The organism is Micromonospora sp. NPDC048040, from assembly GCF_055587185.1.
This window is the reverse complement of the sequence record NZ_JBVJGT010000005.1, coordinates 172,293-192,835: the sequence shown is the minus strand read 5'-3', so window position 1 is coordinate 192,835 and position 20,543 is coordinate 172,293. Positions and strand designations below refer to the sequence as shown.

The following is a 20,543-nucleotide window of genomic DNA, read 5'->3' as shown; positions in this document are numbered from 1 at the left end:
GGGCCTCCTGCTACGACGACTACCGGAACCTCAGGGCGGTCGGCCCCTGGACCTTCGAGCCGCGGCGCTGCTTAGCCGGCATGGCGGCGAGCTTCTCGCGCAGCTCGACGGCGTAGGCGGCGAGCGCCTCCACCAGGTCGGGAACCGAAGCGTGCGGCGGCTGGACATCGACCCGCAGGCCGAACTCCGTCGCCGTCTCCGCCGTCTTGGGCCCGATCACTGCAACAACGGTACGCGCGTGCGGCTTCCCCGCGATGCCGACCAGGTTCCGCACCGTGGAGGACGAGGTGAAGAGCACCGCGTCGAAGCCACCGGACTTGATCGCGTCCCGGATCTCGGCGGGCGGCGGGGCGGCCCGGACCGTCCGGTACGCGGTCACGTCGTCGACCTCCCAGCCACGCTCGGTGAGCCCGGCGGCGAGGGTCTCGGTGGCGATGTCGGCGCGCGGCAGCAGCACCCGGCCGACCGGGTCGAGGATCTCGTCGTGCGGCGAGAACTCGGCCAGCAGCCCCTCGGAGGACTGCTCCCCCGACGGGATCAGCTCGGGCTGGATGCCGAACGCGCGGACGGCGTCGGCGGTCGCCTCGCCGATGCAGGCGATCTTGACGCCGCCGAAGTGCCGGGCGTCCAGGCCGTGCTCGGCGAACTTCTCCCAGACGGCGCGGACCGCGTTGACCGAGGTGAAGATCACCCAGGCGTACCGGCCGTCGACGAGGCCCTTGACCGCCCGCTCCATCTGGGCCGGGGTCCGCGGCGGCTCGACCGCGATCGTCGGCACCTCGCAGGGGATGGCCCCGTACGCGCGCAGCCGCGCGCTCATCACGCCGGCCTGCTCCTTGGTGCGGGGCACGAGGACCTTCCAGCCGTACAGCGGCCGGTTCTCCCACCAGCTCAGCTTGTCCCGCTGGCCGACGCCCTCGCCGATGGTGAGCACGACCCGGCCGGTGAAGCCGAGCGCCGCCGCGACGAAGGAGTCCACGGTCGACGTGGTGGTGTACTGCGTCTCGCCGGTGCCGTCCCCGGTCACCCCGACGCCGGTGGCGCCGTCCACCCCGGCGGCGAGCAGCCCGTCCCGGATCGCGGCGAGGTCGCCGGCGTCGACGGCCAGGGCCAGCGAGCCCCGGCCGACGGCCGCGGCGAGGGCGTCGAAGTCCAGCGTGCTGACGTCCTCGACGTCGGCCGCCGTGCGTACGCCGGGCAGCGGCACACCCGCGTAGGTCGCCACACCCTCCGCCTGGCCGACGCCGGGGACCACCTCGAAGTGCGCGGCGGTACGCGCCACCGCCTGCACCTCCCGGACCACCGACTCGTGGCCGAACGGGTCGCCGGCGACCAGGTGCACCGCGTTCAGCCCGGACCGGGCCGCCGAGATCAGCACCTTCGCCACGTCGCCCGGCGCGCCCTCGGCCGGGGTGAACTGGGCGTCGGACTTGGCCTGGGCACGGACGGCGTCGAGCAGCGACTCGGGGACTCCCCGGTCGTACACCACCTGGTCGGCGTCGACCAGGGCGTCGTGCGCCCGGCGGGTCAGCAGGCCCGGGTCGCCGGGACCGGCCCCGACGAACGCGATACGGCCTACGGGCTTACGGGTGCGGGTCATTCTGTGCTCCCAAATTGCTGGGTCCCCGGGCCGGCGTGTCCTTCTTGGCCGAGGATCGAGTCGGCGCCGAGGTCGAGGAGTTCGGCGGCGAGTGCCTTGCCGATCTCCGCCGCGTCGGCGAGCGTTCCGGTGCGGGACAGCCGGAGGTCTCGCGAGCCGTCCGGGCTGATCACCGCCCCGCGCAGGTAGATCTCCTGGACAACATCGCCCTCGGCACCCGAGCCGGTTGGCTCGCCTTCGGCGACGACGGCGTAGGCGGCGACCGGAGCGGAGCATCCGGCCTCCAGGGTGGCCAGCAGCGCCCGCTCCGCGACGACCGCGGCGCGGGACGGTGCGTGGTCGAGCACGGCGAGCAGCTCGACCATGTCCGGGTCGTCGATCCGGCACTCCACCGCCAGCGCGCCCTGGGCGGGCGCGGGCAGCATCAGCATCGGGTCGAGCGTCTCGGTGATCACCTCGGTCCGCCCCAGCCGGGCCAGCCCGGCCCGGGCCAGGACGATGGCGTCCAGGTCGGCCTCCGGGCCGAGCACCCGGGCGAGGCGGGTGTCGACGTTGCCCCGGATCGGGGCGACCTCCAGCTGCATCCCGAGGGCGTGCAGTTGGGCGATGCGGCGCAGCGCGCCGGTGCCGACGGTCGCGCCGGGCGGCAGCTCGGCGAGCGTCCGGCCGTCGCGGGCGACCAGCGCGTCCCGCGGGTCCTGCCGGATCGGCACCGCCGCGATGTGCAGCCCGGCCGCCGTGGCGGTGGGCAGGTCCTTGTAGGAGTGCACCGCGAAGTCGATGGTGCCGGCGGTCAACGCGTCGCGCAGGGCGGAGACGAAGACGCCGACGCCGAGCCGGTGCACCGGCGCGGCGGATCGGTCGCCGGCGGTGATCACCTCGACCAGCTCGACCGGGCGGCCGGTGGCGGCGGTCAGGGCCTCGGCGACGTGGCCGGACTGGGCCATCGCCAGTTTGCTGCCCCGGGTACCGAGGCGCAGGGGGGTGCTCATCGCTCACCTCCGGTGGGCGGGACGTCGGCCGGGCCGGCCGACGACGGGAAGTCGGCGAGGCCGAACGGCGGTACGACGTCGCTGTCCACGACGTCGGGGACGGTGTCGACCGGCGACGTCTGCGGCACCTGGAGGTCGAACAGCTCGCGCAGCAGGGCCGCGTACTGGTCGCCGCCGGGCTCCGCGGCGAGCTGGCGGACCCGCACGGTGGGCTGGTGCAGCAGCCGCTGGACCACCCGGTGCACCGTCCGGGCCACCTCGGCGCGCTGGTCGTCGGTGAGGTCCGGGCGGCGCTGCGCGAGCCGGCGCAGCTCGGCGGTGACCACGTCGTCGGCGCGGCCACGCAGGGCGGCCACGGTCGGCGCGACGTCGGCCCCGCGCAGCCAGGTGAGGAAGGCCTCGACCTCGCCGGCCACGATCCGTTCGACGGCGGCGGCGTCGGCGGCGGCGGGACCGTCGGCGAGCAGCGCCGCCATCCGGTCGATGTCGATCACCTCGACGCCGGGCAGCTCGGCGACGCCGGCCGCCACGTCGCGCGGCACGGCCAGGTCGAGCAGGACCAGCGGCCCCCGCCCGGGGTCGCGCCCGGCGAGCGCCGAAGTGACCACCTCGCGGGTGAGGACCGCTTCCGTGGCCGCGGTGGCGGCCACTACGATGTCCACTGTGGAGAGCGCGGTGGTGAGTTCCGTCATCGGCGTCGCGCTGGCCCCGTATGCCTCGGCCAGCCGGACGGCCCGGTCGGCGCCCCGGTTGGTCACGGTGAGCGGCCCGGCACCCAGCCGGGACAGCGTGGCCACGCCCAGCGAGCCCATGGCGCCCGCCCCGACCACCAGCGCCGGGCGGCCGGCGAGGTCGCTGCCGAGGTGCTCGGCGGCCAGTTCCAGCGCGGCGGTGACCACGCTCTGACCGGCCCGGTCGATGCCGGTCTCCGCGTGGGCGCGCTTGCCGACCCGCAGCGCCTGTTGCATCAGCTCGTGCAGCAGTCGCCCGGCGGTGTCGGCCCCGGTCGCCGAGTGGTACGCGTCGCGCAGCTGGCCGAGGATCTGCGCCTCGCCCACGACCATCGAGTCCAGCCCGGCGGCGACCCGGAAGACGTGGTCCACCGCGGCGGCGTCGAAGTGCACGTAGAGGTGGTTGGCGAGCCCGGCCGGCTGGCACCCGGCATGCTCGGCCAGCACGGCGCAGATGTCGCCGAGACCGCCGTGGAATCCGGACACGGCGGCGTAGACCTCCACCCGGTTGCAGGTGGAGACGAGCACGGCCTCGGTCACGTACGGCTGCGCGACCAGGCGGTCCAGGGTGCGGGTGAGTTCGGCGGGGGCGACCGCGAGCTGCTCCAGCGTGGCGACGGGAGCCGTGCGGTAGGACGCACCGACGACGAGCAGTTTCACGTGCCGATCGCCTCCTGAGGGTCGGTGACCGCGAGCCCGCCGGGCAGGGCGGCGAGGGCGGACCCGCCGGTGGCGGGAAGCGCGGTCAGCGATGCCTTGCGGTGCTCGTGGAAGGACAGGATCTGCAGCTCTATGGCCAGGTCGACCTTGCGCACGTCGACCCCCTCCGGAACCGAGAGTACGCACGGAGCGAAGTTCAGGATGCTCGTCACACCGACGGCCACGAGCTGGTCGGCGACTGCCTGGGCGGCCGGGGCCGGGGTGGCGATCACGCCGATGGCGATGGACTCCTCGACGGCGACCCGGGGCAGCTCGTCGATGTGCCGGACGACCAGCCCGCTGATCTCCTCGCCGACGCGTTCGGGGTCGGCGTCGAAGAGCGCGGCGATCCGGAAGCCGCGGCTGGCGAAGCCGTCGTAGCCGGCCAGGGCGTGACCGAGATTACCCACGCCGACGAGGGCGACCGCACGGCGCTGGGTGAGCCCGAGCACGAACTCGATCTGGTCGACCAGCAGCGCCACGTCGTAGCCGACGCCCCGGGTGCCGTACGAGCCGAGGTGCGAGAGGTCCTTGCGGAGCTTCGCCGAGTTCACCCCCGCGGCGCTCGCCAGCCCCTCGCTGGACACGGTCTCGTGACCGCTTTCGGCCAGGTTGTGCAGGGCACGGAGGTATTCGGGGAGCCGCGCGACGGTCGCCTCGGGCAGGTCCGGGAGCGCCGGTACGGCACCGGCGCGGCCGGGCGCGCCAGGGTGACGGTGCTGACTCATGAGACTCCGTGCGGTGCGATCCTCGGCCAGCTCCAGCGGCCGGCCGTTTCGGGACTCCCGCTGGCGACCGAGATTGCCGGCTGTGCTAGCAGGGCGCGTCGGAACTACAGAGTAGGCGCTTGTGAAGGCGTGCACAAATCGCGATCTTGACAGCTCGCGACGCGGCTCCACCTGGCCCTCCATCCCGCAAGATCGATACAGCGGCCTCCGCCGGCGCCGCTCGGCGATTATTGCTCAATTACGACTTCTCTGACCAATCGCGCGAGCGCGGCTCGCCGCCGATTTCGTCACGCCGGTGCCGGCGGGGCCCGACCGTCGGCACCGGGGCCCACCGCCGGTCGGGCTCCGGGGCACCCGTCGCGGCCGGCGCCGCCCGGAGGGTCACGGTAGGGACAGCCCTACGCCGGAGAGGCCGGCCGACGGGATGGGTCGATCACCCCCGCGCTGCCTAGCCTCGTGGTATGACCGCCGCACCCGTCGCCGCCGCCCCGCCCGCGCCGGCGCCGACCATCTCCCGTCAGCTCCTCCTGGACTCCGGCTACGTGCTGCTCGGCCTCCCCCTGGCCCTGGCCAGCTTCGTGGTCCTGCTGGCCGGCCTCGCGGCCGGCCTCGGGCTGGTGGTGACGGTGATCGGCCTGCCCGTCCTCAGCGGCACCCTGTACGCCGCCCGAGGGCTGGCCGACATCGAGCGGCTCCGCCTCCCCGCCGTGCTGCACCAGTCCCGGATCCGCCCGCAGTACCGGCTCCCCGAGCCCGGAGCCAGCGCCTGGCGGCGGATCTTCGTGCCCATGGGGGACGCGCAGTCCTGGCTCGACCTGGCGCACGGCATCCTCAAGCTGGTCGTGGCCGTCGCCACCTTCGCGGTCACGCTGGTCTGGTGGGCCGGCGCCGTCGCCGGATCGCTCTACTGGGCGTACGACTGGGCGCTGCCGCACGGCGACCCGGAGGACGTCGGCCTCCCCCAACTCCTCGGCCTGGGCGATTCGACCATCGCCCGGATCGGGCTGCACACCGCGATCGGGCTGTTCTTCCTGATCACCCTGCCGATCGTGGCCCGCGGCTGCGCGCTGCTCCAGGCGAGCTTCGGCCGGGCGATGCTCACCGGCGTGGCGGAGATGCGCAACCGGATCACCGTGCTGGAGGAGCAGAAGCGGGCCGCCGTATCCGCCGAGGCGAGCGCGCTGCGCCGGCTGGAGCGGGACATCCATGACGGCCCGCAGCAGCGCCTGGTCCGGCTCGCCATGGACCTCAGCCGGGCCCGCCAGCAGCTCGCCTCCGACCCCGACGCCGCGGCGCGGACGCTGGACGAGGCGGTCACCCAGACCCGGGAGACGCTCGCCGAACTGCGCGCCCTGTCCCGGGGCATCGCACCGCCGATCCTGGTCGACCGGGGCCTGCCCAGCGCCCTGGCGGCGCTGGCCGGGCGCGGCCTGATCCCGATCGAGCTGCGGGTGGACCCGGAGCTGGGCAGCCCCGCCGGCCGGCTCGACCCGGCGGTGGAGAGCACGGCGTACTTCGTCGTGGCCGAGGCGCTGACCAACGTCGCCAAGCACAGCCGGGCGACCGAGTGCCACGTGATCGTGGCCCGGCGCGACGGCCGGCTGGAGGTGGGCGTCGGCGACGACGGTCAGGGCGGCGCCCACCTGGCCAAGGGGCACGGGCTGGTCGGCATCGCCGACCGGGTGCGCGCCGCCGGTGGCCGGCTGGACGTGGTCAGCCCCGTCGGCGGGCCCACCGAAATCCGCGCCGAACTCCCGCTGTGATCCCGACGTGGTAGACAACTCAACCATGCGAATCGTGATCGCGGATGACGCCGTGCTGCTCCGGGAAGGGCTGGTCCGGCTGGTCAGCGAGCGGGGGCACGAGGTGGTGGCCGCCGTCGCCGACGGCGAGGCGCTGGTGGCGGCGGTCGTCACGCACCGGCCGGACGTGTCGATCGTCGACGTCCGGATGCCGCCCTCGCACACCGACGAGGGGCTGCGCGCGGCGGTGGAGGCCCGGCGGCTGGTGCCCCGCACCCCGATCCTGGTCCTCTCCCAGTACGTCGAGGTGTCGTACGCCGACGACCTGCTCGCCACGACCGGTGGCGGCGGGGGCGGTATCGGCTACCTGCTCAAGGACCGGGTGGCCGCGATCGACGAGTTCCTCGACGCCCTGGACCGGGTGGCCGCCGGCGGGACGGTGCTCGACCCCGAGGTGGTCGGCCAGCTCTTCGCCCGGCGCCGCCGCGACGACCCGCTGCGCGAGCTCACCCCGCGCGAACGCGAGGTGCTCGCCCTGATGGCCGAGGGCCGCTCGAACACGGCGATCGCGCGCACCCTGGTGGTCACCGACGGCGCCGTCGAGAAGCACGTCCGGAACATCTTCACGAAGCTCCAGCTCCCGCCCGACACGGAGCAGCACCGCCGGGTCCTGGCCGTCCTCGCCTACCTGCGCAACTGACCCCGCCGGTCAGGGCAGGGCGGCCGCCAGGGCCACGGCCTCGGTGAGGGTGTCGGCGACCGGGTGGCCGGAGGCGCGCAGGCGGGCCGGGTCGGTGAACCCGCCGGTGTAGAGCACGGCGCGACCGCCCACCGACAGGGCGGCGTCGGCGTCGTCGACGGAGTCCCCGATCAGCACCACGTCCGGGCCGGCCACGCCCAGCTCGGCCAGGTGCTTGCGGAGGGACTCGGCCTTGCGGTCGCCGCCGACGGTGGCCCGCAGCCCGTCCACCCGGACGAAGTGCCCGCTGAGCCCGTACGTCCGCACCGTCGGCACCAGCTCCTCGTGGAACCACATCGAGAGCAGGGACTGGTTGCCCCGCCACGCCGCCATCGCGACCGTGGCGTCGTGCGCCAGCTCACAGGTGGTCAGCCCGGCCCGGTACGCGTCGTGGAAGATCCGGTCCAGCCGGCCGAACTCGTCGTCGTCGACCGCCTGGCCGAGCACCTCGGCGTAGTAGTCGGCGATCGGCCGGCGGAACATGACCCGGTGCTCGTCGGCGGTCACCGTGGGCCCGCCGACGCTGGCGAAGGCGACGTTGGTGGAGGCGACCACCAGGTCGAGGTCGTTGAGCAGGGTGCCGTTCCAGTCCCAGACCAGGTGGCGGTGCGCAGGGGTCATCGCAGCACCATAAACCGGCGCCACCGGCCCGCCGTGGTCGGCCCGGCGGTCCCGGCGGCGCTACAACTGCGGGGTGGTCAGGTCCCGCAGCAGCCGTTCCTCCTCCACCCGCCAGTAGCCGTGCTCCTTGCCGTCGAGCAGCACCACCGGCAGGCGGTCGCCGTACTCGCGTTCCAGCTCGATGTCGTCGGTGACGTCCTTCTCGGTCCACCGGTCCCCGGTGACCGCCACCACCCGGTCCAGCGCCGCCTTCGCGTCCTCGCAGAGGTGGCAGCCGGGCCGGGTGATCAGGGTGAGTCGGGGCTCACGCATCGGTCTCCTCCGTGGTGCTGGTGCCGGCCGGGGCCGGCGGACGGTTCTCCGGCGACGCCGCCGGCGACGGCACCGGTGCCGCCGGGGACGACGCCGGCCGGAGCAGGGTCTTGCGTACCTTGCCGATCACCGAGTGCGGCAGCTCGTCGACGAACTCGACGGCGGTCGGGCACTTGAACCGGGCCAGGTTGCGGGCGCAGTGGGCGAGCAGTTCCTCGCCCGTGACCGGGCGCCCCGGCGCCGGCACCACGTACGCCCGAACAGTCTCGCCGGTCCGCGGGTGCGGCACACCGAGTACCGCCGACTCGGCCACGCCGGGATGGGCGGAGAGCACCAGCTCGACCTCGCGCGGGTACACGTTGAACCCGTTGACCAGGATCAGCTCGCCGACCCGGTCGACCAGGAAGAGATCGCCGTCGGAGTCGGCGTACCCGACGTCGCCCGTGGCCCACCAGCCGTCGGCGTCCGGCCCGCCCCGGCCGTCCGGCCAGTACCCGGAGAAGAGGTTCGCCCCGCGCACCACGATCTGGCCCGGGTCCGTGCCCGGCGCGGCGTCGGAGAGGTCCAGCTCGTCGGCGTCCTCGTCCGGCTCGGCCACGCCGTCGCGCCACAGGTCGGCCCCGTCCGTCCCGACCAGGCGCAACTCGACGCCGGGCAGCGGGCGGCCGATCGAGCCGGCCTTGGGCTCGCCGCCGACGAGGGTGGAGGTGAGCACCGGCGCGGTCTCGGTCAGGCCGTACCCGACGTGCACCGGGCGGCCGGCGACCTCGGCGAAGCGGGCCGCGACGGCCGGCTCCAGCGGCGCCGCGCCGCAGACCACGAGCCGCACCGACGCCATGGCCGCGGCGAGCGCGCCGGCGTCCGCCGTGGCCCAGGCGGCCACCATCGACGGTACGCCGACCAGCACGCCGACCCGGCGGCGGGCGATCTCGGCCAGCCCGGCGTCGGGGCCGAGGTCGTCGACCAGCACCCCGGTCGCGCCATGGTGGACGACCGCGCCCAGCCCGGAGTTCAGCCCGTACGCGTGGAACAGCGGCAGCGCGAGCAGCACGGTGTCGCCCGGGCCGACGACCGGCGGGTCGATGCGGTCCACCTGCTCGTGGTTGGCCGCCAGCGCCCGGTGCGTGAGCATCGCGCCCTTCGGCCGCCCCTCGGTGCCGGAGGTGTAGAGCAGCACCGCCAGGTCGTCGCCGCCCCGGCCGGGGAACGGGCCGCCGCCCCCGCCGTCCGCCGTCGGCGGGGCGCCGTGCACGGCGGTGAGCGCGGGCAGCTCCCCGGCGACGCCGGCGACGAGGTCGCGCACCCGCTCGGTGCCGATCAGGACCGAGGCGCCGGAATCGGCCAGCACGTGCCGCAGCTCGGGGGCGGTGAGGCCGGGGTTGACCGGCACCGCCACCAGCCCGGCGCGCAGCGCGCCCAGGTAGCCGACCACGAAGTCCGGCGAGTTGCCCAGCGCGATGGCGACCCGGGGCGGGTGCCGGTCGACGGCGGCGGACGGGCCCGCCGTCCGCCCGGCGGCCCGGGCCTCGGTCGGCGCCGTCCCGGCGGGCGGATTCCCGGTCAGGTCCGCCAGGGCCCGGGCGGCGGCGGTCACCGAGGCGTCCAGTTCGGACCAGGTCAGGGTCCGTTCGCGCCAGTGCAGCGCGGGTCGGTCGCCGTGGGCGGCGGCCGCCCGGCGGACCCGGTCGGCGAGGTTCGACGCGATGCTGTCGGATGCGTCCTGCACGGTGGCTGAGTCTGGCACAGCGCCGGGTCTCGGGCCATGCCCGCGACGGCCCAAGGCCGCGGCCGAGGGGCCGTCGGGCGCGCCGGCGCCGCGGCGAGTCCCGCCGGCAGGACGCCCGGGGCGCGCGGACGAGACGGATCCAGTCCCGTGTACGGGACACGCCGGCGGGCCGCGGCACGCGCGACCCTCCTGAGTCGACCCCCGCGTCACCCGTCCGTCCCGCGTCGGCCGGCGTGCCCGCTGAGCTGGAAACCCCTTCAGGATCACGCGGCAATCCGAATGTCAACCGCACGCGACGGACAACCGGTCCGCCATTTGTGCGACGCGGCGGGAAATACTTCCGCCCTGTGTAACGGACTTGCCACGCGCGGGTGACGTTGGCCCTATCATCACTCGGGTCGGCTCACCCCATTTGCCGTGAGTCGACACCCCTCAGCCCGAGGAGGCCCCCGTGCCTGTGAGCGCATTGGACCAGCACCTCAAGGGGATCTGCCGCCCGTCGGCACGCCCCGAGCCAGCCCTGCCCGACCGCCCGGGTGGCGGCGCGACGGCGACGCGCCGACCGGCGCGGCCAGCGGCCGGCGGGACGGAGGCGGCGCGGTGACGACCTTCGGTTACGCGGAACGGCCGCTCGGCCTGACCAACCCCGCGACCCGCGCCCCGCTCAACGAGCGACCCGCCATCCGGGGCCCGCTGGACGACACGGGCAGCCTCGCGGTCCGCGGCGACGGCACGTCGAGCCGGATCCGCCACCGGCCGCACCACAACGAGCCGCCACCGCGTCCCGCGACACCGGGGGGCAACGCCAAGCCGGCCGGGGGCCGGGTGGCCGTGCCGGCCCGGCCCACCATGCCGGCGCAGGGCCGCCGTACGACGGAACCGTCGACGGCGTCCGAGCAGTCGGCCGCGGAGACGGCCGTGATCCCGGCGGTGCCGGCGACCGCCGCCGCCCCCGCCGCCTCGACGGGCTTCCCCAGCCGACCGGACCCGTCCGACCCGGCGACCGAGGTCTGGGCCCTGGTCGAGCGCGCCCAGGCGGGCGAGTCCGAGGCGTTCGGGCTGATCTACGACCGGTACGTCGACACGGTGTTCCGGTTCGTCTACTTCCGGGTCGGCAACCGCCAGCTCGCGGAGGACCTCACCTCCGACACCTTCCTGCGCGCCCTCAAGCGGATCGGCAGCTTCACCTGGCAGGGCCGGGACCTCGGCGCGTGGCTGGTCACCATCGCCCGCAACCTGGTGGCCGACCACTTCAAGTCCGGCCGCTACCGCCTGGAGGTGACCACCGGCGACGTGCTGGACGCCGATCGCGAGGACCGGGGCCCGGAGGGCAGCCCGGAGGCGGCGGTCGTCGAGCACATCACCAACGTGGCCCTGCTCGGCGCCGTCAAGCAGCTCAACCCCGAGCAGCAGGAGTGCATCGTGCTCCGCTTCCTGCAGGGGTTCTCCGTGGCCGAGACAGCCCGCGCGATGGGCAAGAACGAGGGCGCGATCAAGGCGTTGCAGTACCGCGCGGTACGGGCGCTGGCGCGGCTGCTGCCGGACGGCTTCCAACCGTAGTCCGGCCGACGGGGACCGACGGGCGCCGATCCCCGTCCGCCCAGCTCACCGCCCTCTCTGCGCCGTGACGGCAATCACTTTCCGTGATTTCGCCCCCGGCGGGCCCGTAACCCATGCCTGGTGCGGACCGTTTCTCCGGGTGCGACCGGTGGTAGCCCCGGCATCCCCCCGGGTTCCGAGGTCCGGCAGCGTGGCCGGCCACGACGTTCGTCCGTGGTGTCACGCCGTCACCGGTCGCCGGCGACGACAGCGGCCGACCGGCCGTGACCAGCGAGAGGAGGTGCCTGCGGTGGACAGTGACCTCTTCTCCCGTCGGCGCGCGGAGCGCTTCGCGCAGCTTCTCGACGAGGCCAACGGCGGCCGGCGACACCACGTCCGTTCCCGCGCCGACGACCAGCTCGCCGCGCTCGTCGCCGTCGGGCAGCGGCTCGGCGCCGCCCCGCCGGCCGTCGAGGTGGACCCGGAGTTCCGCACCGGGCTGCGCGCCATGCTGCTGGCCACGGCCGAACGCGAGGGCATCGGCGCCCCGGCGACCGCCGCCGCGCCGGAGCCGGCCGCCGCCGACACCGGTCGCAGCCGCCTGCTGCCCGCCGTCACCGCCCGCCGGGCCCGCGCCCGCGGCGCCATCCTGGTCGGTGTCGCGGCCGGCGCGGTCGCCCTCTCCGGCATCTCCGCCGCGAGCGAGAACGCGGTGCCCGGTGACGCGCTGTACGGCATGAAGCGCTCGACGGAACGGGCCCAGCTCGCGCTGGCCAGCTCGGACATCAGCCGAGGCCAGCTCTTCCTGGACTTCGCCCGCACCCGGCTGGCCGAGGCCGCCGCGCTGCGCGGGGACCGGGACGGCTACAGCGCCGTGCTGGACGACATGGACGCGGGCACCCGCCAGGGCGTACGCCTGCTGACCACCGCCGCGGTGCAGCGCTCCGACCTGGCGGCGCTGGACGCGGTCAACTCCTTCCTCACCGGGCAGCGGCGGGCGGTCGGGGACCTCCTCGACGCCGGCACCCGGGCCGACCGGGACCGGACCCGCCGCTCGCTGGCCCTGCTGGACGCGGTCCGCAAGCGCTCCGACGCGCTCCGCGCGGCGATCTCCTGCGGCCTGCCCGCCCCCGTCGGCAGCGACTCCCTCGGCCCGGCCCCCGCCACCTGCCCCGGCGACCGCTGACCTGCCCGGCGCGCCGTCCACGCCACAGTTCACCCGCCGGGCGGCCGTCGGCAACCGTCGCCCGGCTACCCTCGACCAGTGGCAGGCGCACGCCGCGCCCGGTCAGCAGAGGGAGGTCGCGTGGCCCGCAGCCGCAAGGTGACGGTCAGCACCGACGTCCACGGCCACACCGCCGGCTGGGCGGAGACGGACCTGGCGCCCCTGGCTCCGCCGCAGCCGGATCCGACCGCGGCGGCCTTCTTCGACGTCGACAACACGATGATGCAGGGCGCGTCGATCTACTGGTTCGCCCGGGGCCTCGCCGCGCGCAAGTACTTCACCACGACCGACCTGGCCCGGTTCGCGTGGCAGCAGCTTCGCTTCCGGCTGCTCGCCACCGAGCACGCCGGGGACATGTCGCAGGCCAAGGAGGCCGCCCTCGCGTTCGTCGAGGGCTGGCGGGTGGACGACGTGGAGCGCCTCGCCGAGGAGATCTTCGACGAGCTGATGGCCCCCCGGATCTGGGGCGGCACCCGCCAGCTGGCCCAGCGGCACCTGGACGCCGGCGAACGGGTCTGGCTGGTCAGCGCCGCGCCCGTGGAGATCGGCCGGGTGATCGCCGCCCGGCTGGGCCTGACCGGCGCGATCGGCACGGTCGCCGAGGTGGTCGACGGGGCGTACACGGGCCGGCTGGTCGGCGACCTGATGCACGGCCCGGCGAAGGCCGAGGCGATCACCCAGCTCGCCGCGGTGGAGGGGCTGGACCTGGCCCGCTGCACCGCCTACAGCGACTCCTGCAACGACCTGCCGATGCTCTCCACGGTGGGTCGGGGGGTGGCGGTGAACCCCGACGCCGCCCTGCTCAGGGAGGCCCGGCAGCGCGGCTGGCAGGTACGCGACTTCCGCACCGGCCGGCGCGCCGTGAAGATCGTGGTGCCGTCCACCGCCGCCGCCGGGTTGCTGGCCGGGGCGGTCACCGCCGGCATGGCGCTGCACCGGCGCCGCCGCAACGGCTGACGTCGCCGGCCGCCCGCGTCACGGGCCGAACGGGTCCGGCCGGCGTTCGAGCAGCTTGTGCAGGGTCTGCTGGATCGTCTCCCGCACCTGGTCGGCCAGGTTGAACACCACGAGCGGGTCGTCGGCGGAGTCCGTCAGGTGCGCGGTGGGGATCGGCGGGCAGAACTCGATCAGCCACTTGCTCGGCAGCGGCACCATGCCCAGCGGCCCCAGCCACGGGAAGGTCGGGGTGACCGGGAAGTAGGGCAGCTTGAGCAGCCGCGCCAGGGGCTTGATGTCGGCGAGCATCGGATAGATCTCCTCGCCGCCGACGATGGCGACCGGCACGATCGGGGTGCCGGTGCGCAGCGCCGCCGAGACGAACCCGCCCCGGCCGAAGCGTTGCAGCTTGTAGCGCTCGGCGTAGAGCTTGCCGATGCCCTTGAAGCCCTCCGGGAAGACGCCGACCAGCTCGCCGTTGCCGAGCAGCCGCTCCGCGTCCGGGTTGCAGGCGACCGTCCCGCCCGTCTTGCGGGCGAGCTCGGAGACGACCGGCATCCGGAAGACCAGGTCCGCGCCGAGCAGGCGCAGGTAACGGTGAGCCGGGTGCTGGTCGTGCAGGGCGGCCGAGAGGATCAGCGCGTCCAGCGCCACGGTGCCGGAGTGGTTGCCGACGACCAGGCCGGCGCCCTCGGCGGGCACGTGCTCCAGGCCGGTGACCTCGGTGCGGAACCAGTCCCGGTAGAGCACCCGCAGCAGCGGGTGGAAGACCGCCTCGGTGATCTCCGGATCGAAGCCGAACTCGTCGACCTCGTAGTCGCCGGAGAGCCGGCGGCGCAGGAACGCGAGCCCCTTGGCGACCCGGCGGTCCCAGTGGTCGCCCGGCCGGTCCGGCACCGCCGGCCCGGTCGTCGCCGGCACGTCCCCGGCCCCGCCCGGCCGGTCGGCCTCCGTCGCGGCCGGCTCGTCGGGCTCGTCCGTGGCGCCCGACGCGACAGGCCCGCCAGGCTCGTCCCTGTCGCCAGCAGTGGCCGCTACCGGCTCGTCGGTGGCGGCGGTGTCCGGTTCGTCGGCCGTGGCAGCCCGGCGGCGCCCGTTCGCCCGCGCCGGCTCCGCGCCCGGCTCGGCGACGGTCAGCGGTACGTCGTAGCGGCCGTCGCGCCGCTCCTCCGGCTCGCTCACGAGCGCTCCCGCACGGCGGCCCGGACCTGCCGGATCCCCTCCAGCACGAGGTGCTCCGCGGCCGCCAACTGGTCCCGGGTCACCACGACGCCACCGTGGTGGGCGCGGATGAAGTCGTCGAACGCGGCGGCGGTGGTGCGGGGCGTGAAGCCGTACTCCCGCTCCAGGCGGGTGGTGTCGACGACCCGGCCGTGCACGAAGAGGTCGACCTGGTCGAGGCCGTAGCGGCCGAAGCCGAGGTTGCGGGCGAACGCGACGGCCCCGGAGAGGCCGGGCTCCAGCACCGGCACGGCGACCCGGCCGGCCCGGCGGATCGCCTGGGAGAGGGAGAGCACCCCGGGACCGGCCACGTTGTACGTCCCCGGATGGTCCTCGACGATCGACCGGTGCAGCACCTCCAGCGCGTCGTCGAAGTGCAGGAACTGCAGCCGGGGGTCGCGGCCGAACACGGTGGGCACGACCGGCTGGGAGAAGTAGCGGGTGAGGGTGGTGTCGGCGGTCGAGCCGATGAAGGGCGCGAAGCGCAGCACCGTGGCGGTGACGTCGGGCCGGCGGCGACGGAAGCCGCGGACGTACCCCTCGATGTCGAGGATGTCGCGGCCGAAGCCGCCGCGCGGCACCTCGCGCGGCTCGGTCTCCTCGGTGAAGACGGCCGGATCGCGGAACGACGCCCCGTACGCGGCCGTCGAGGAGCGGACCACGAGCTTGCGCAGCCGGGGCGCCCGCTGGCAGGCGGCGAGGAGCTGCATCGTGCCGATGACGTTCTGCTCCTTCATCGCCGCGCGACCGCCGTGCTGCTGGTCCGGGGCGGTGACGAGGGCGAGGTGGACCAGGGCGTCGACGTCGAGGTCGGCGAGGAGACCGCCGAGCGAGCCGGCGTCGACGCGGACGCGCTCGACACGGTCGAGCAGGTCGGTGAACTCGGCGGCCGGCTCCGACGGATCCACGCCGATGACCCGCTCGATGCGCGGGTCGGCGGCGAGCCGGGCGGCGACGTGCGCGCCGAGGTAGCGGCTGACCCCGGTCACGACGACGACCCCCGGGGCACCTGGGGTGCCACCGGGGGTCATGTCGCGCACCTCCCTCGGCAGGCGGGATCGAGCCGGGACATCCACGGCCTGATCACCTGAGCCTCCGAGGGTCGACAGTTGGCAAGTGACGACAGGTGCCGGGCAGCGGCCCGGCCCCGGTCACTTGCCGAGACGGCGACGCTGGACGCGGGTCTTGCGCAGCAGCTTGCGGTGCTTCTTCTTAGCCATGCGCTTGCGGCGCTTCTTGACCACCGAGCCCATACGACAGCCTTTCGATGCAACATGCGGGGCGACCGGATGACACCACCATCGGGTGCCGTCGACGACCGCGTGCGGACAGCGGACCGGGCCAGCGGGACATGCGGCGGGGCGCATCTGCGGTCACGGTCGGGGTCCAGGGTAGCTGGAGAGCGTCAACAGGACCAACGCGCCCCCGTCGATGCCCGTTACGTCGCACTCGACGGGTGGCCCGCGGGCGGCTCAGGCGGTCTCCTGAAAGGCACCCCGCAGGTATTCGTGCACCGCGTGTTCGGGAACCCGGAACGACCGGCCGACCCGGACCGCGGTGAGCTCACCGCTGTGCACCAGGCGGTAGACCGTCATCTTCGACACCCGCATGACCGTCGCCACCTCGGCGACGGTCAGGAACTTGACCTCCGACAGCCGACCGTCGGACTGCGACCCGGCCATGGCTCACCGACCCATCCCATGCCCGGCGCGTGCCACCGGACGGGATCCTCCCCGCCCGGACCGGCGACGCGCGTGTTACCAGTACGGTAGCGGGGCGGCTGTGACCGGCGCGATCCCTTCGTACAACTGATCATGGTTCGCGGGGCCGGTCCACCCGACCGGCTACGTGGTTGTCGAACCTGTTGCGCCCGGCGTCCGGTCGGTCCTCATTCCGCCGCGCGACCACCGGGAGCCGAGCCGGTCAGGGGCGGTGACCGGCCGCCCCGCCGCGGAAGGCGCCCGGTGGTTCCGGCGGCGCCACCGGAACCACCGGGCGGGCGCCCCGGGCCGCTTCCGGACGCGGACCGGGGCTCCGCGCTGGGAGCGGCACCAGTGTGTCAGGTCGGCCGGCGCCGCCCGACAGCGGTCGATCATGAACGCACCCGACCGCCCCCTGGGCTGCGCCGTCGCCGACCACCACGCCGTCGCGCATGGCCGGCCGGTGCGGCGCGCGGCCCGCGCCACGAGCCCACGTCGACGCCCGACGACGCACCGCCCGGGCGACGTTCGGGTGCGCCGGTCAGGCGGCGTCGGACGACGCGCCGGTCAGGCGGCCACGGCCCGGACGTACGCGACGCACTCGTCGTGCAGGGCGCTCCACGGCTCGCCGAAGGTCGCCTCGGCCGCGTCGGCCACCGGGCGACGCTCGTGCACCACCGCCGCGAAGAAGGCCAGCAGCCGCTCCGGGCCGAACCGGTCGACCAGGTGCCGGACGGCCAGGTAGGAGATGCCGTAGCTGCCGCTGACCCGCTCGGCCGGCGCGTCGTCGGCCGGGGTGAGGCCGTCGAGCCGGCCGTCCCAGCCGCCGGTCAGCCGCCGCACCTCGGCCAGTCCCTCGTACCGGTCGACCGGCTGGCCGTCGGCGCCGGCGTGCTCGGCCAGCCCCTCGACCAGCCACCAGATGCCCTTGCCCGGGTAGCCCCGCTCGGGCAGCGAGGCGGCGTGGGTCAGCTCGTGCCGGAGGAGGTCGTCCACCCCGCTGGACACCAGCCCGTCGGCGTTGAGCACCACCTCGTGGTGGCCGCCGCCGACGGCGACCGCGTACCCGCCGGTCCACTTCGGCCGGTCACCGCCGTACCAGCGCTGCCACTCCGCGCGGCCCGCGTAGAAGACCCGGTACCGGTCGGGCGGCCGGCCGCCGACGGCGTACGTGTCGGCGACCGTGGCGGCCGCCTCGGCCTGGGCGAGCAGGCCGGGCAGCTGCCGGCGCAGGGCGGGGGTGGTGGCCACCAGGGTGCGCGGGCCGACGGCGACGGCCAGCTCGCTGACCTCCCAGGGCCGGGTGCCGGTCTCCGCCGATCGGGACGGCTCCACGGCGAGCAGCCGGGGCCGGTCCCCCGCCCGCCAGCGGGTGCCGGTCAGCACCGGGCTGGTGCGGCAGTCCGGCACGACGAAGCAGTACCGAAACTCGACCGGCAACCGCCACTCGCCGGGCCGGCCGTCGACCGGGGTGGGCAGGCCGGTCGCCTCGGCCTGCCAGGTGGTCACCCGCAGCGCCCGCAGCGCGGCGTACCGGCGGCGCAGGTCCGGGTGCGCGACGGGTTCCGCGACGGCCAGGAACCCGGCCCGGTCCCCGGCGAGCAGCGCGGCCGACTGCCGCGCCAGCTCCGCCGTCATCCGCTCGCCGAGTTGGCGGGCGGCCCTCGTGGCGGGGTCGTCGGCCCGGGTGCCGGAGGCCCCCGGCACCGGCCCGGCGTCGTCGCGCGCGAGGCCGGCCAGCAACGCCGTGGACAGGCCGCAGGTGACCATCACCACGACCGCCGCGAGCGCCGCCCAGAGCGGCCACAGCCGCCGTGACACCCGCTCCGGCGGCACCACCGGCACCGCGACGGGACCGGGCTCGGCCGACGCCGTGGGCACGGTCGGCAGGCCCGGCCCGACGGGCGCGGGCGACGTGGCCGGCCCGCTGGGCGTGGGGGACGTGGCCGGCGTGGGCGGCTCGGTGGGCGTGGACGATGCGGCGGGTGGTGTCGTCGCGATGGCCCGCGCGTCGTCCGTCGCCGGCCGACCGTCCGCCCCGGGCTGCCCGTCAGTCACCCGGCGAAGGGTACGACCATCCGGTCGCCCCGGCGACCACCGCCACGGCCCGACGCCGCACCCGGGCGGGTCGCGCCGGCACCCGTGGCAGCCCGGACCGGCGGGCCGCCGGGGCGGGCTCAGGCAGGGCGGCCCGACCGCCGGAGCAGGGCGACGGTGAGTGCCCAGACGACGACCAGCGCGACGCCGACCAGCGGCCGCCCGAGCAGGGCGAGCATCCTGCCGCCGGCCACGAACCAGGCGGCCTGGAACGCGTGCTTGCCCGCCGCCGGCAGCGGCACCCGGGCCTTCGGCGACCCGAAGACGCCCCAGAGCGCGGCCAGCAGCAGCGGCACGGCGACGGCGGCGGCCAGCCGGGCGGGCGTCCCGGCGTCCCACGACCAGCCCCACCAGCCGCCGATCGCCAGCACGGCCAGTTCGAGCAGGAAGAGCAGCAGCAAGAGCAGGGCGTACATCGGCGCTCCTCCCGGGATTCGGGACCGGACGCGCCGCTCGGCGCGGTCGACGACGAGCTGGTCCGGGAACTGGAACGGGCCGGCGGGACGAGGGGCTCCGCCGGCCCGTACTGGGACCGCTGGGGGGTGACGGTGGTCGATCCGGACGGCTACCGCCTGGTGCGGGGCACCCGCGGCCGGTCGAACGTCCGAGTCACTTCCTGCTGAGCACGGCCCGGCCGAAGAAGACCAGGTTGGACGGGCGCTCGGCGAGGCGGCGCATCAGGTAGCCGTACCACTGGTCGCCGTAGGGCACGTAGGTGCGCACGGTGTAGCCCTCGCCGACCAGCCGGGCCTGCTCCTCCGGCCGGATGCCGTACAGCATCTGGAACTCGAACCGCTCGGGGCCGCGGTCGAACCAGCGGGCCCGGTCCTCGCCGATGGCGATCAGGCGCGGGTCGTGGGTGGCCAGCATCGGGTAGCCGTCGCCGGACATCAGGATGTTCATGCAGCGGACGTACGACCTGTCCACCTCGCGGGCGGACTGGTAGGCCACCGACTCCGGCTCCTTGTACGCGCCCTTGCACAGCCGCACCCGGGACCCGGCCGTGGCCAGCTCGCGGCAGTCCGACTCGGTCCGCCGCAGGTACGCCTGGAGCACCGCGCCGGTCGACGGGAAGTCCTTGCGCAGCTTGGCCAGGATGTCCAGGGTCGAGTCGGTGGTGGTGTGGTCCTCCATGTCCAGGGTGACCGTGGTGCCCACCTCGTCGGCTGCCAGGCAGATCGCCCGTGCGTTGTCATACGCCAGCTGCTCGTCGAACGCCTGGCCGAGCGCGGAGAGCTTGACGCTCACCTCGGCCGCCGGGGTCAGCCCCGCGCCCGAGAGCCGCGTCAGCAGCCGCAGGTATTCGTCCCGGGTGGCGTTGGCCTGCTCGGGGGTGACGGTGTCCTCGCCGAGGTGGTCGAGGGTGACCGCGAGACCGTCGTCGACGAGTTCGCGGGTCGCGCGCAACGCGTCGTCGGTCTTGGCGCCGGCCACGAACCGGCGGACGAGGTCCCGGGTGACCGGGGCCGTCGCGACGAGCCGCTCGACCTGGGATGACCGGGAGGCGGCGAGGATGACGGAACGGAGCATGGACCGAGCGTAACGCCCGACGACGCCCGCGCGCCGGGCGGCGGCGGCAGTACCCCGCGCCCAGGTCCCAACCGCATCACATGCCTTACCCGGGGGCGGACGGCACTGGTGTCCATCGGTTACAACCATGACGTGGAACATCGCCCCCGCCGCCGGCTCCGGTCGGCCTCCGTGCAGCTCGGCGCGCTCACCGCACTGGCGCTCGCCCTCTCCGCCTGCAACACGACCTCCGACGACGACGATGACGACGACTGCGCCCTCGGGCCTGTCGGCGGCGGCGGCACCGTGGCCGTCGCGCTGCGGGTGCCCGAGGTCACCGCCGGCGGCACCGCGCCGGAACCGGTCACCGCGGCCGTCCCCGACCGGGGCGGCTTCGGCACCCACCTCGCCGCCTGCGGCGGCTGA

21 protein-coding genes and 1 pseudogene are annotated in these 20,543 nt (G+C 75.2%); 7 read left to right on the top strand and 15 right to left on the bottom strand.

The features are described 5' to 3' along the window. Positions 1-19: 19 nt before the first annotated feature. The 4 genes from ACZ6O2_RS08940 to ACZ6O2_RS08925 are packed head-to-tail and all read right to left on the bottom strand — an operon-like array spanning position 20 to position 4,750. Positions 20-1,600 carry a bifunctional uroporphyrinogen-III C-methyltransferase/uroporphyrinogen-III synthase gene (locus ACZ6O2_RS08940; RefSeq protein ID WP_350707049.1) on the bottom strand — a complete coding sequence of 527 codons (1,581 nt, stop codon included), beginning with the start codon at positions 1,598-1,600 and terminating at the stop codon, positions 20-22. Beyond that, entirely contained in the window at positions 1,597-2,592 is a 996-nt protein-coding gene (hemC, locus tag ACZ6O2_RS08935) for a hydroxymethylbilane synthase (RefSeq protein ID WP_350707047.1), read from the bottom strand. The genes ACZ6O2_RS08940 and hemC overlap by 4 nt, the downstream gene beginning before the upstream one ends. Further along, positions 2,589-3,983, bottom strand: coding sequence for a glutamyl-tRNA reductase (locus ACZ6O2_RS08930; RefSeq protein ID WP_466022481.1), 1,395 nt, complete (start codon positions 3,981-3,983; stop codon positions 2,589-2,591). Before ACZ6O2_RS08930 ends, hemC begins: the two co-directional genes overlap by 4 nt. Beyond that, positions 3,980-4,750 carry a redox-sensing transcriptional repressor Rex gene (locus tag ACZ6O2_RS08925; RefSeq protein ID WP_466022480.1) on the bottom strand — a complete coding sequence of 257 codons (771 nt, stop codon included), beginning with the start codon at positions 4,748-4,750 and terminating at the stop codon, positions 3,980-3,982. Before ACZ6O2_RS08925 ends, ACZ6O2_RS08930 begins: the two co-directional genes overlap by 4 nt. 461 nt (positions 4,751-5,211) lie before the next feature. Between ACZ6O2_RS08925 and ACZ6O2_RS08920 the strand changes: the two genes are divergently transcribed. Beyond that, positions 5,212-6,513: a sensor histidine kinase gene (locus ACZ6O2_RS08920; protein ID WP_350707042.1), complete on the top strand. Its 1,302-nt coding sequence runs from the start codon at positions 5,212-5,214 to the stop codon at positions 6,511-6,513. A 25-nt stretch (positions 6,514-6,538) separates the two neighbouring features. Beyond that, the gene (locus ACZ6O2_RS08915) at positions 6,539-7,192 is read left to right on the top strand and encodes a response regulator transcription factor (RefSeq protein WP_350707040.1); all 654 of its coding nucleotides are present in this window, start codon (positions 6,539-6,541) and stop codon (positions 7,190-7,192) included. 9 nt (positions 7,193-7,201) lie between these two features. On the opposite strand, the gene ACZ6O2_RS08910 is transcribed toward ACZ6O2_RS08915, so the two are convergent. Genes ACZ6O2_RS08910 through ACZ6O2_RS08900 form a run of 3 tightly spaced genes read right to left on the bottom strand, consistent with a single transcriptional unit; the run spans position 7,202 to position 9,890 of the window. Next, the gene (locus ACZ6O2_RS08910; protein WP_350707038.1) at positions 7,202-7,852 is read right to left on the bottom strand and encodes an HAD family hydrolase; all 651 of its coding nucleotides are present in this window, start codon (positions 7,850-7,852) and stop codon (positions 7,202-7,204) included. A 60-nt stretch (positions 7,853-7,912) separates the two neighbouring features. Beyond that, a complete protein-coding gene (locus tag ACZ6O2_RS08905; protein WP_350707036.1) occupies positions 7,913-8,164 on the bottom strand; it encodes a glutaredoxin family protein in 252 nt (83 codons plus the stop codon). Continuing rightward, on the bottom strand, positions 8,157-9,890 hold the full coding sequence (locus ACZ6O2_RS08900; RefSeq protein WP_466022479.1) for an AMP-binding protein: 1,734 nt from the start codon (positions 9,888-9,890) through the stop codon (positions 8,157-8,159). Before ACZ6O2_RS08900 ends, ACZ6O2_RS08905 begins: the two co-directional genes overlap by 8 nt. 600 nt (positions 9,891-10,490) lie before the next feature. Between ACZ6O2_RS08900 and ACZ6O2_RS08895 the strand changes: the two genes are divergently transcribed. From ACZ6O2_RS08895 to ACZ6O2_RS08885, 3 genes are all read left to right on the top strand, one after another. Further along, entirely contained in the window at positions 10,491-11,450 is a 960-nt protein-coding gene (locus ACZ6O2_RS08895) for an ECF subfamily RNA polymerase sigma factor, BldN family (RefSeq protein WP_350707032.1), read from the top strand. 289 nt (positions 11,451-11,739) lie between these two features. Continuing rightward, entirely contained in the window at positions 11,740-12,615 is an 876-nt protein-coding gene (locus tag ACZ6O2_RS08890) for a DUF5667 domain-containing protein (RefSeq protein ID WP_350707030.1), read from the top strand. A gap of 120 nt (positions 12,616-12,735) precedes the next feature. Next, positions 12,736-13,611: an HAD family hydrolase gene (locus tag ACZ6O2_RS08885; protein WP_350707028.1), complete on the top strand. Its 876-nt coding sequence runs from the start codon at positions 12,736-12,738 to the stop codon at positions 13,609-13,611. An 18-nt stretch (positions 13,612-13,629) separates the two neighbouring features. On the opposite strand, the gene ACZ6O2_RS08880 is transcribed toward ACZ6O2_RS08885, so the two are convergent. The 7 genes and pseudogenes from ACZ6O2_RS08880 to ACZ6O2_RS08850 all read right to left on the bottom strand — a co-directional run bounded on the left by ACZ6O2_RS08880 (position 13,630) and on the right by ACZ6O2_RS08850 (position 19,024). Then, entirely contained in the window at positions 13,630-14,511 is an 882-nt protein-coding gene (locus ACZ6O2_RS08880; RefSeq protein ID WP_393265031.1) for a lysophospholipid acyltransferase family protein, read from the bottom strand. Positions 14,512-14,768: 257 nt separating this feature from the next. Further along, entirely contained in the window at positions 14,769-15,842 is a 1,074-nt protein-coding gene (locus ACZ6O2_RS08875) for an NAD-dependent epimerase/dehydratase family protein (protein ID WP_466022478.1), read from the bottom strand. A 120-nt stretch (positions 15,843-15,962) separates the two neighbouring features. After that, the gene (locus ACZ6O2_RS08870; protein WP_007465623.1) at positions 15,963-16,064 is read right to left on the bottom strand and encodes a 30S ribosomal protein bS22; all 102 of its coding nucleotides are present in this window, start codon (positions 16,062-16,064) and stop codon (positions 15,963-15,965) included. Positions 16,065-16,283: 219 nt separating this feature from the next. Further along, a complete protein-coding gene (locus ACZ6O2_RS08865; RefSeq protein WP_007465625.1) occupies positions 16,284-16,493 on the bottom strand; it encodes a helix-turn-helix domain-containing protein in 210 nt (69 codons plus the stop codon). A 206-nt stretch (positions 16,494-16,699) separates the two neighbouring features. Beyond that, positions 16,700-16,992: pseudogene (locus ACZ6O2_RS08860) on the bottom strand (hypothetical protein); the annotation flags it as partial. Between the two features lie 86 nt (positions 16,993-17,078). Further along, complete coding sequence (locus ACZ6O2_RS08855; RefSeq protein ID WP_466022477.1) at positions 17,079-18,569, bottom strand: hypothetical protein; 1,491 nt, start codon at positions 18,567-18,569, stop codon at positions 17,079-17,081. A gap of 119 nt (positions 18,570-18,688) precedes the next feature. Further along, positions 18,689-19,024 (bottom strand): YrdB family protein, encoded by a 336-nt coding sequence (locus tag ACZ6O2_RS08850; RefSeq protein WP_466022476.1) that lies wholly within the window; start codon positions 19,022-19,024, stop codon positions 18,689-18,691. A 57-nt stretch (positions 19,025-19,081) separates the two neighbouring features. Between ACZ6O2_RS08850 and ACZ6O2_RS08845 the strand changes: the two genes are divergently transcribed. Next, positions 19,082-19,231 carry a hypothetical protein gene (locus ACZ6O2_RS08845; protein WP_466022512.1) on the top strand — a complete coding sequence of 50 codons (150 nt, stop codon included), beginning with the start codon at positions 19,082-19,084 and terminating at the stop codon, positions 19,229-19,231. Here the strand turns inward: ACZ6O2_RS08845 and ACZ6O2_RS08840 are convergent. Next, positions 19,218-20,138 carry a proline dehydrogenase family protein gene (locus tag ACZ6O2_RS08840; protein WP_466022475.1) on the bottom strand — a complete coding sequence of 307 codons (921 nt, stop codon included), beginning with the start codon at positions 20,136-20,138 and terminating at the stop codon, positions 19,218-19,220. The two genes, ACZ6O2_RS08845 and ACZ6O2_RS08840, sit on opposite strands and share 14 nt — an antisense overlap. Positions 20,139-20,270: 132 nt before the next feature. Here ACZ6O2_RS08840 and ACZ6O2_RS08835 point away from each other — a divergent pair, with 132 nt between their 5' ends. Continuing rightward, a complete protein-coding gene (locus ACZ6O2_RS08835; protein ID WP_350707019.1) occupies positions 20,271-20,543 on the top strand; it encodes a hypothetical protein in 273 nt (90 codons plus the stop codon).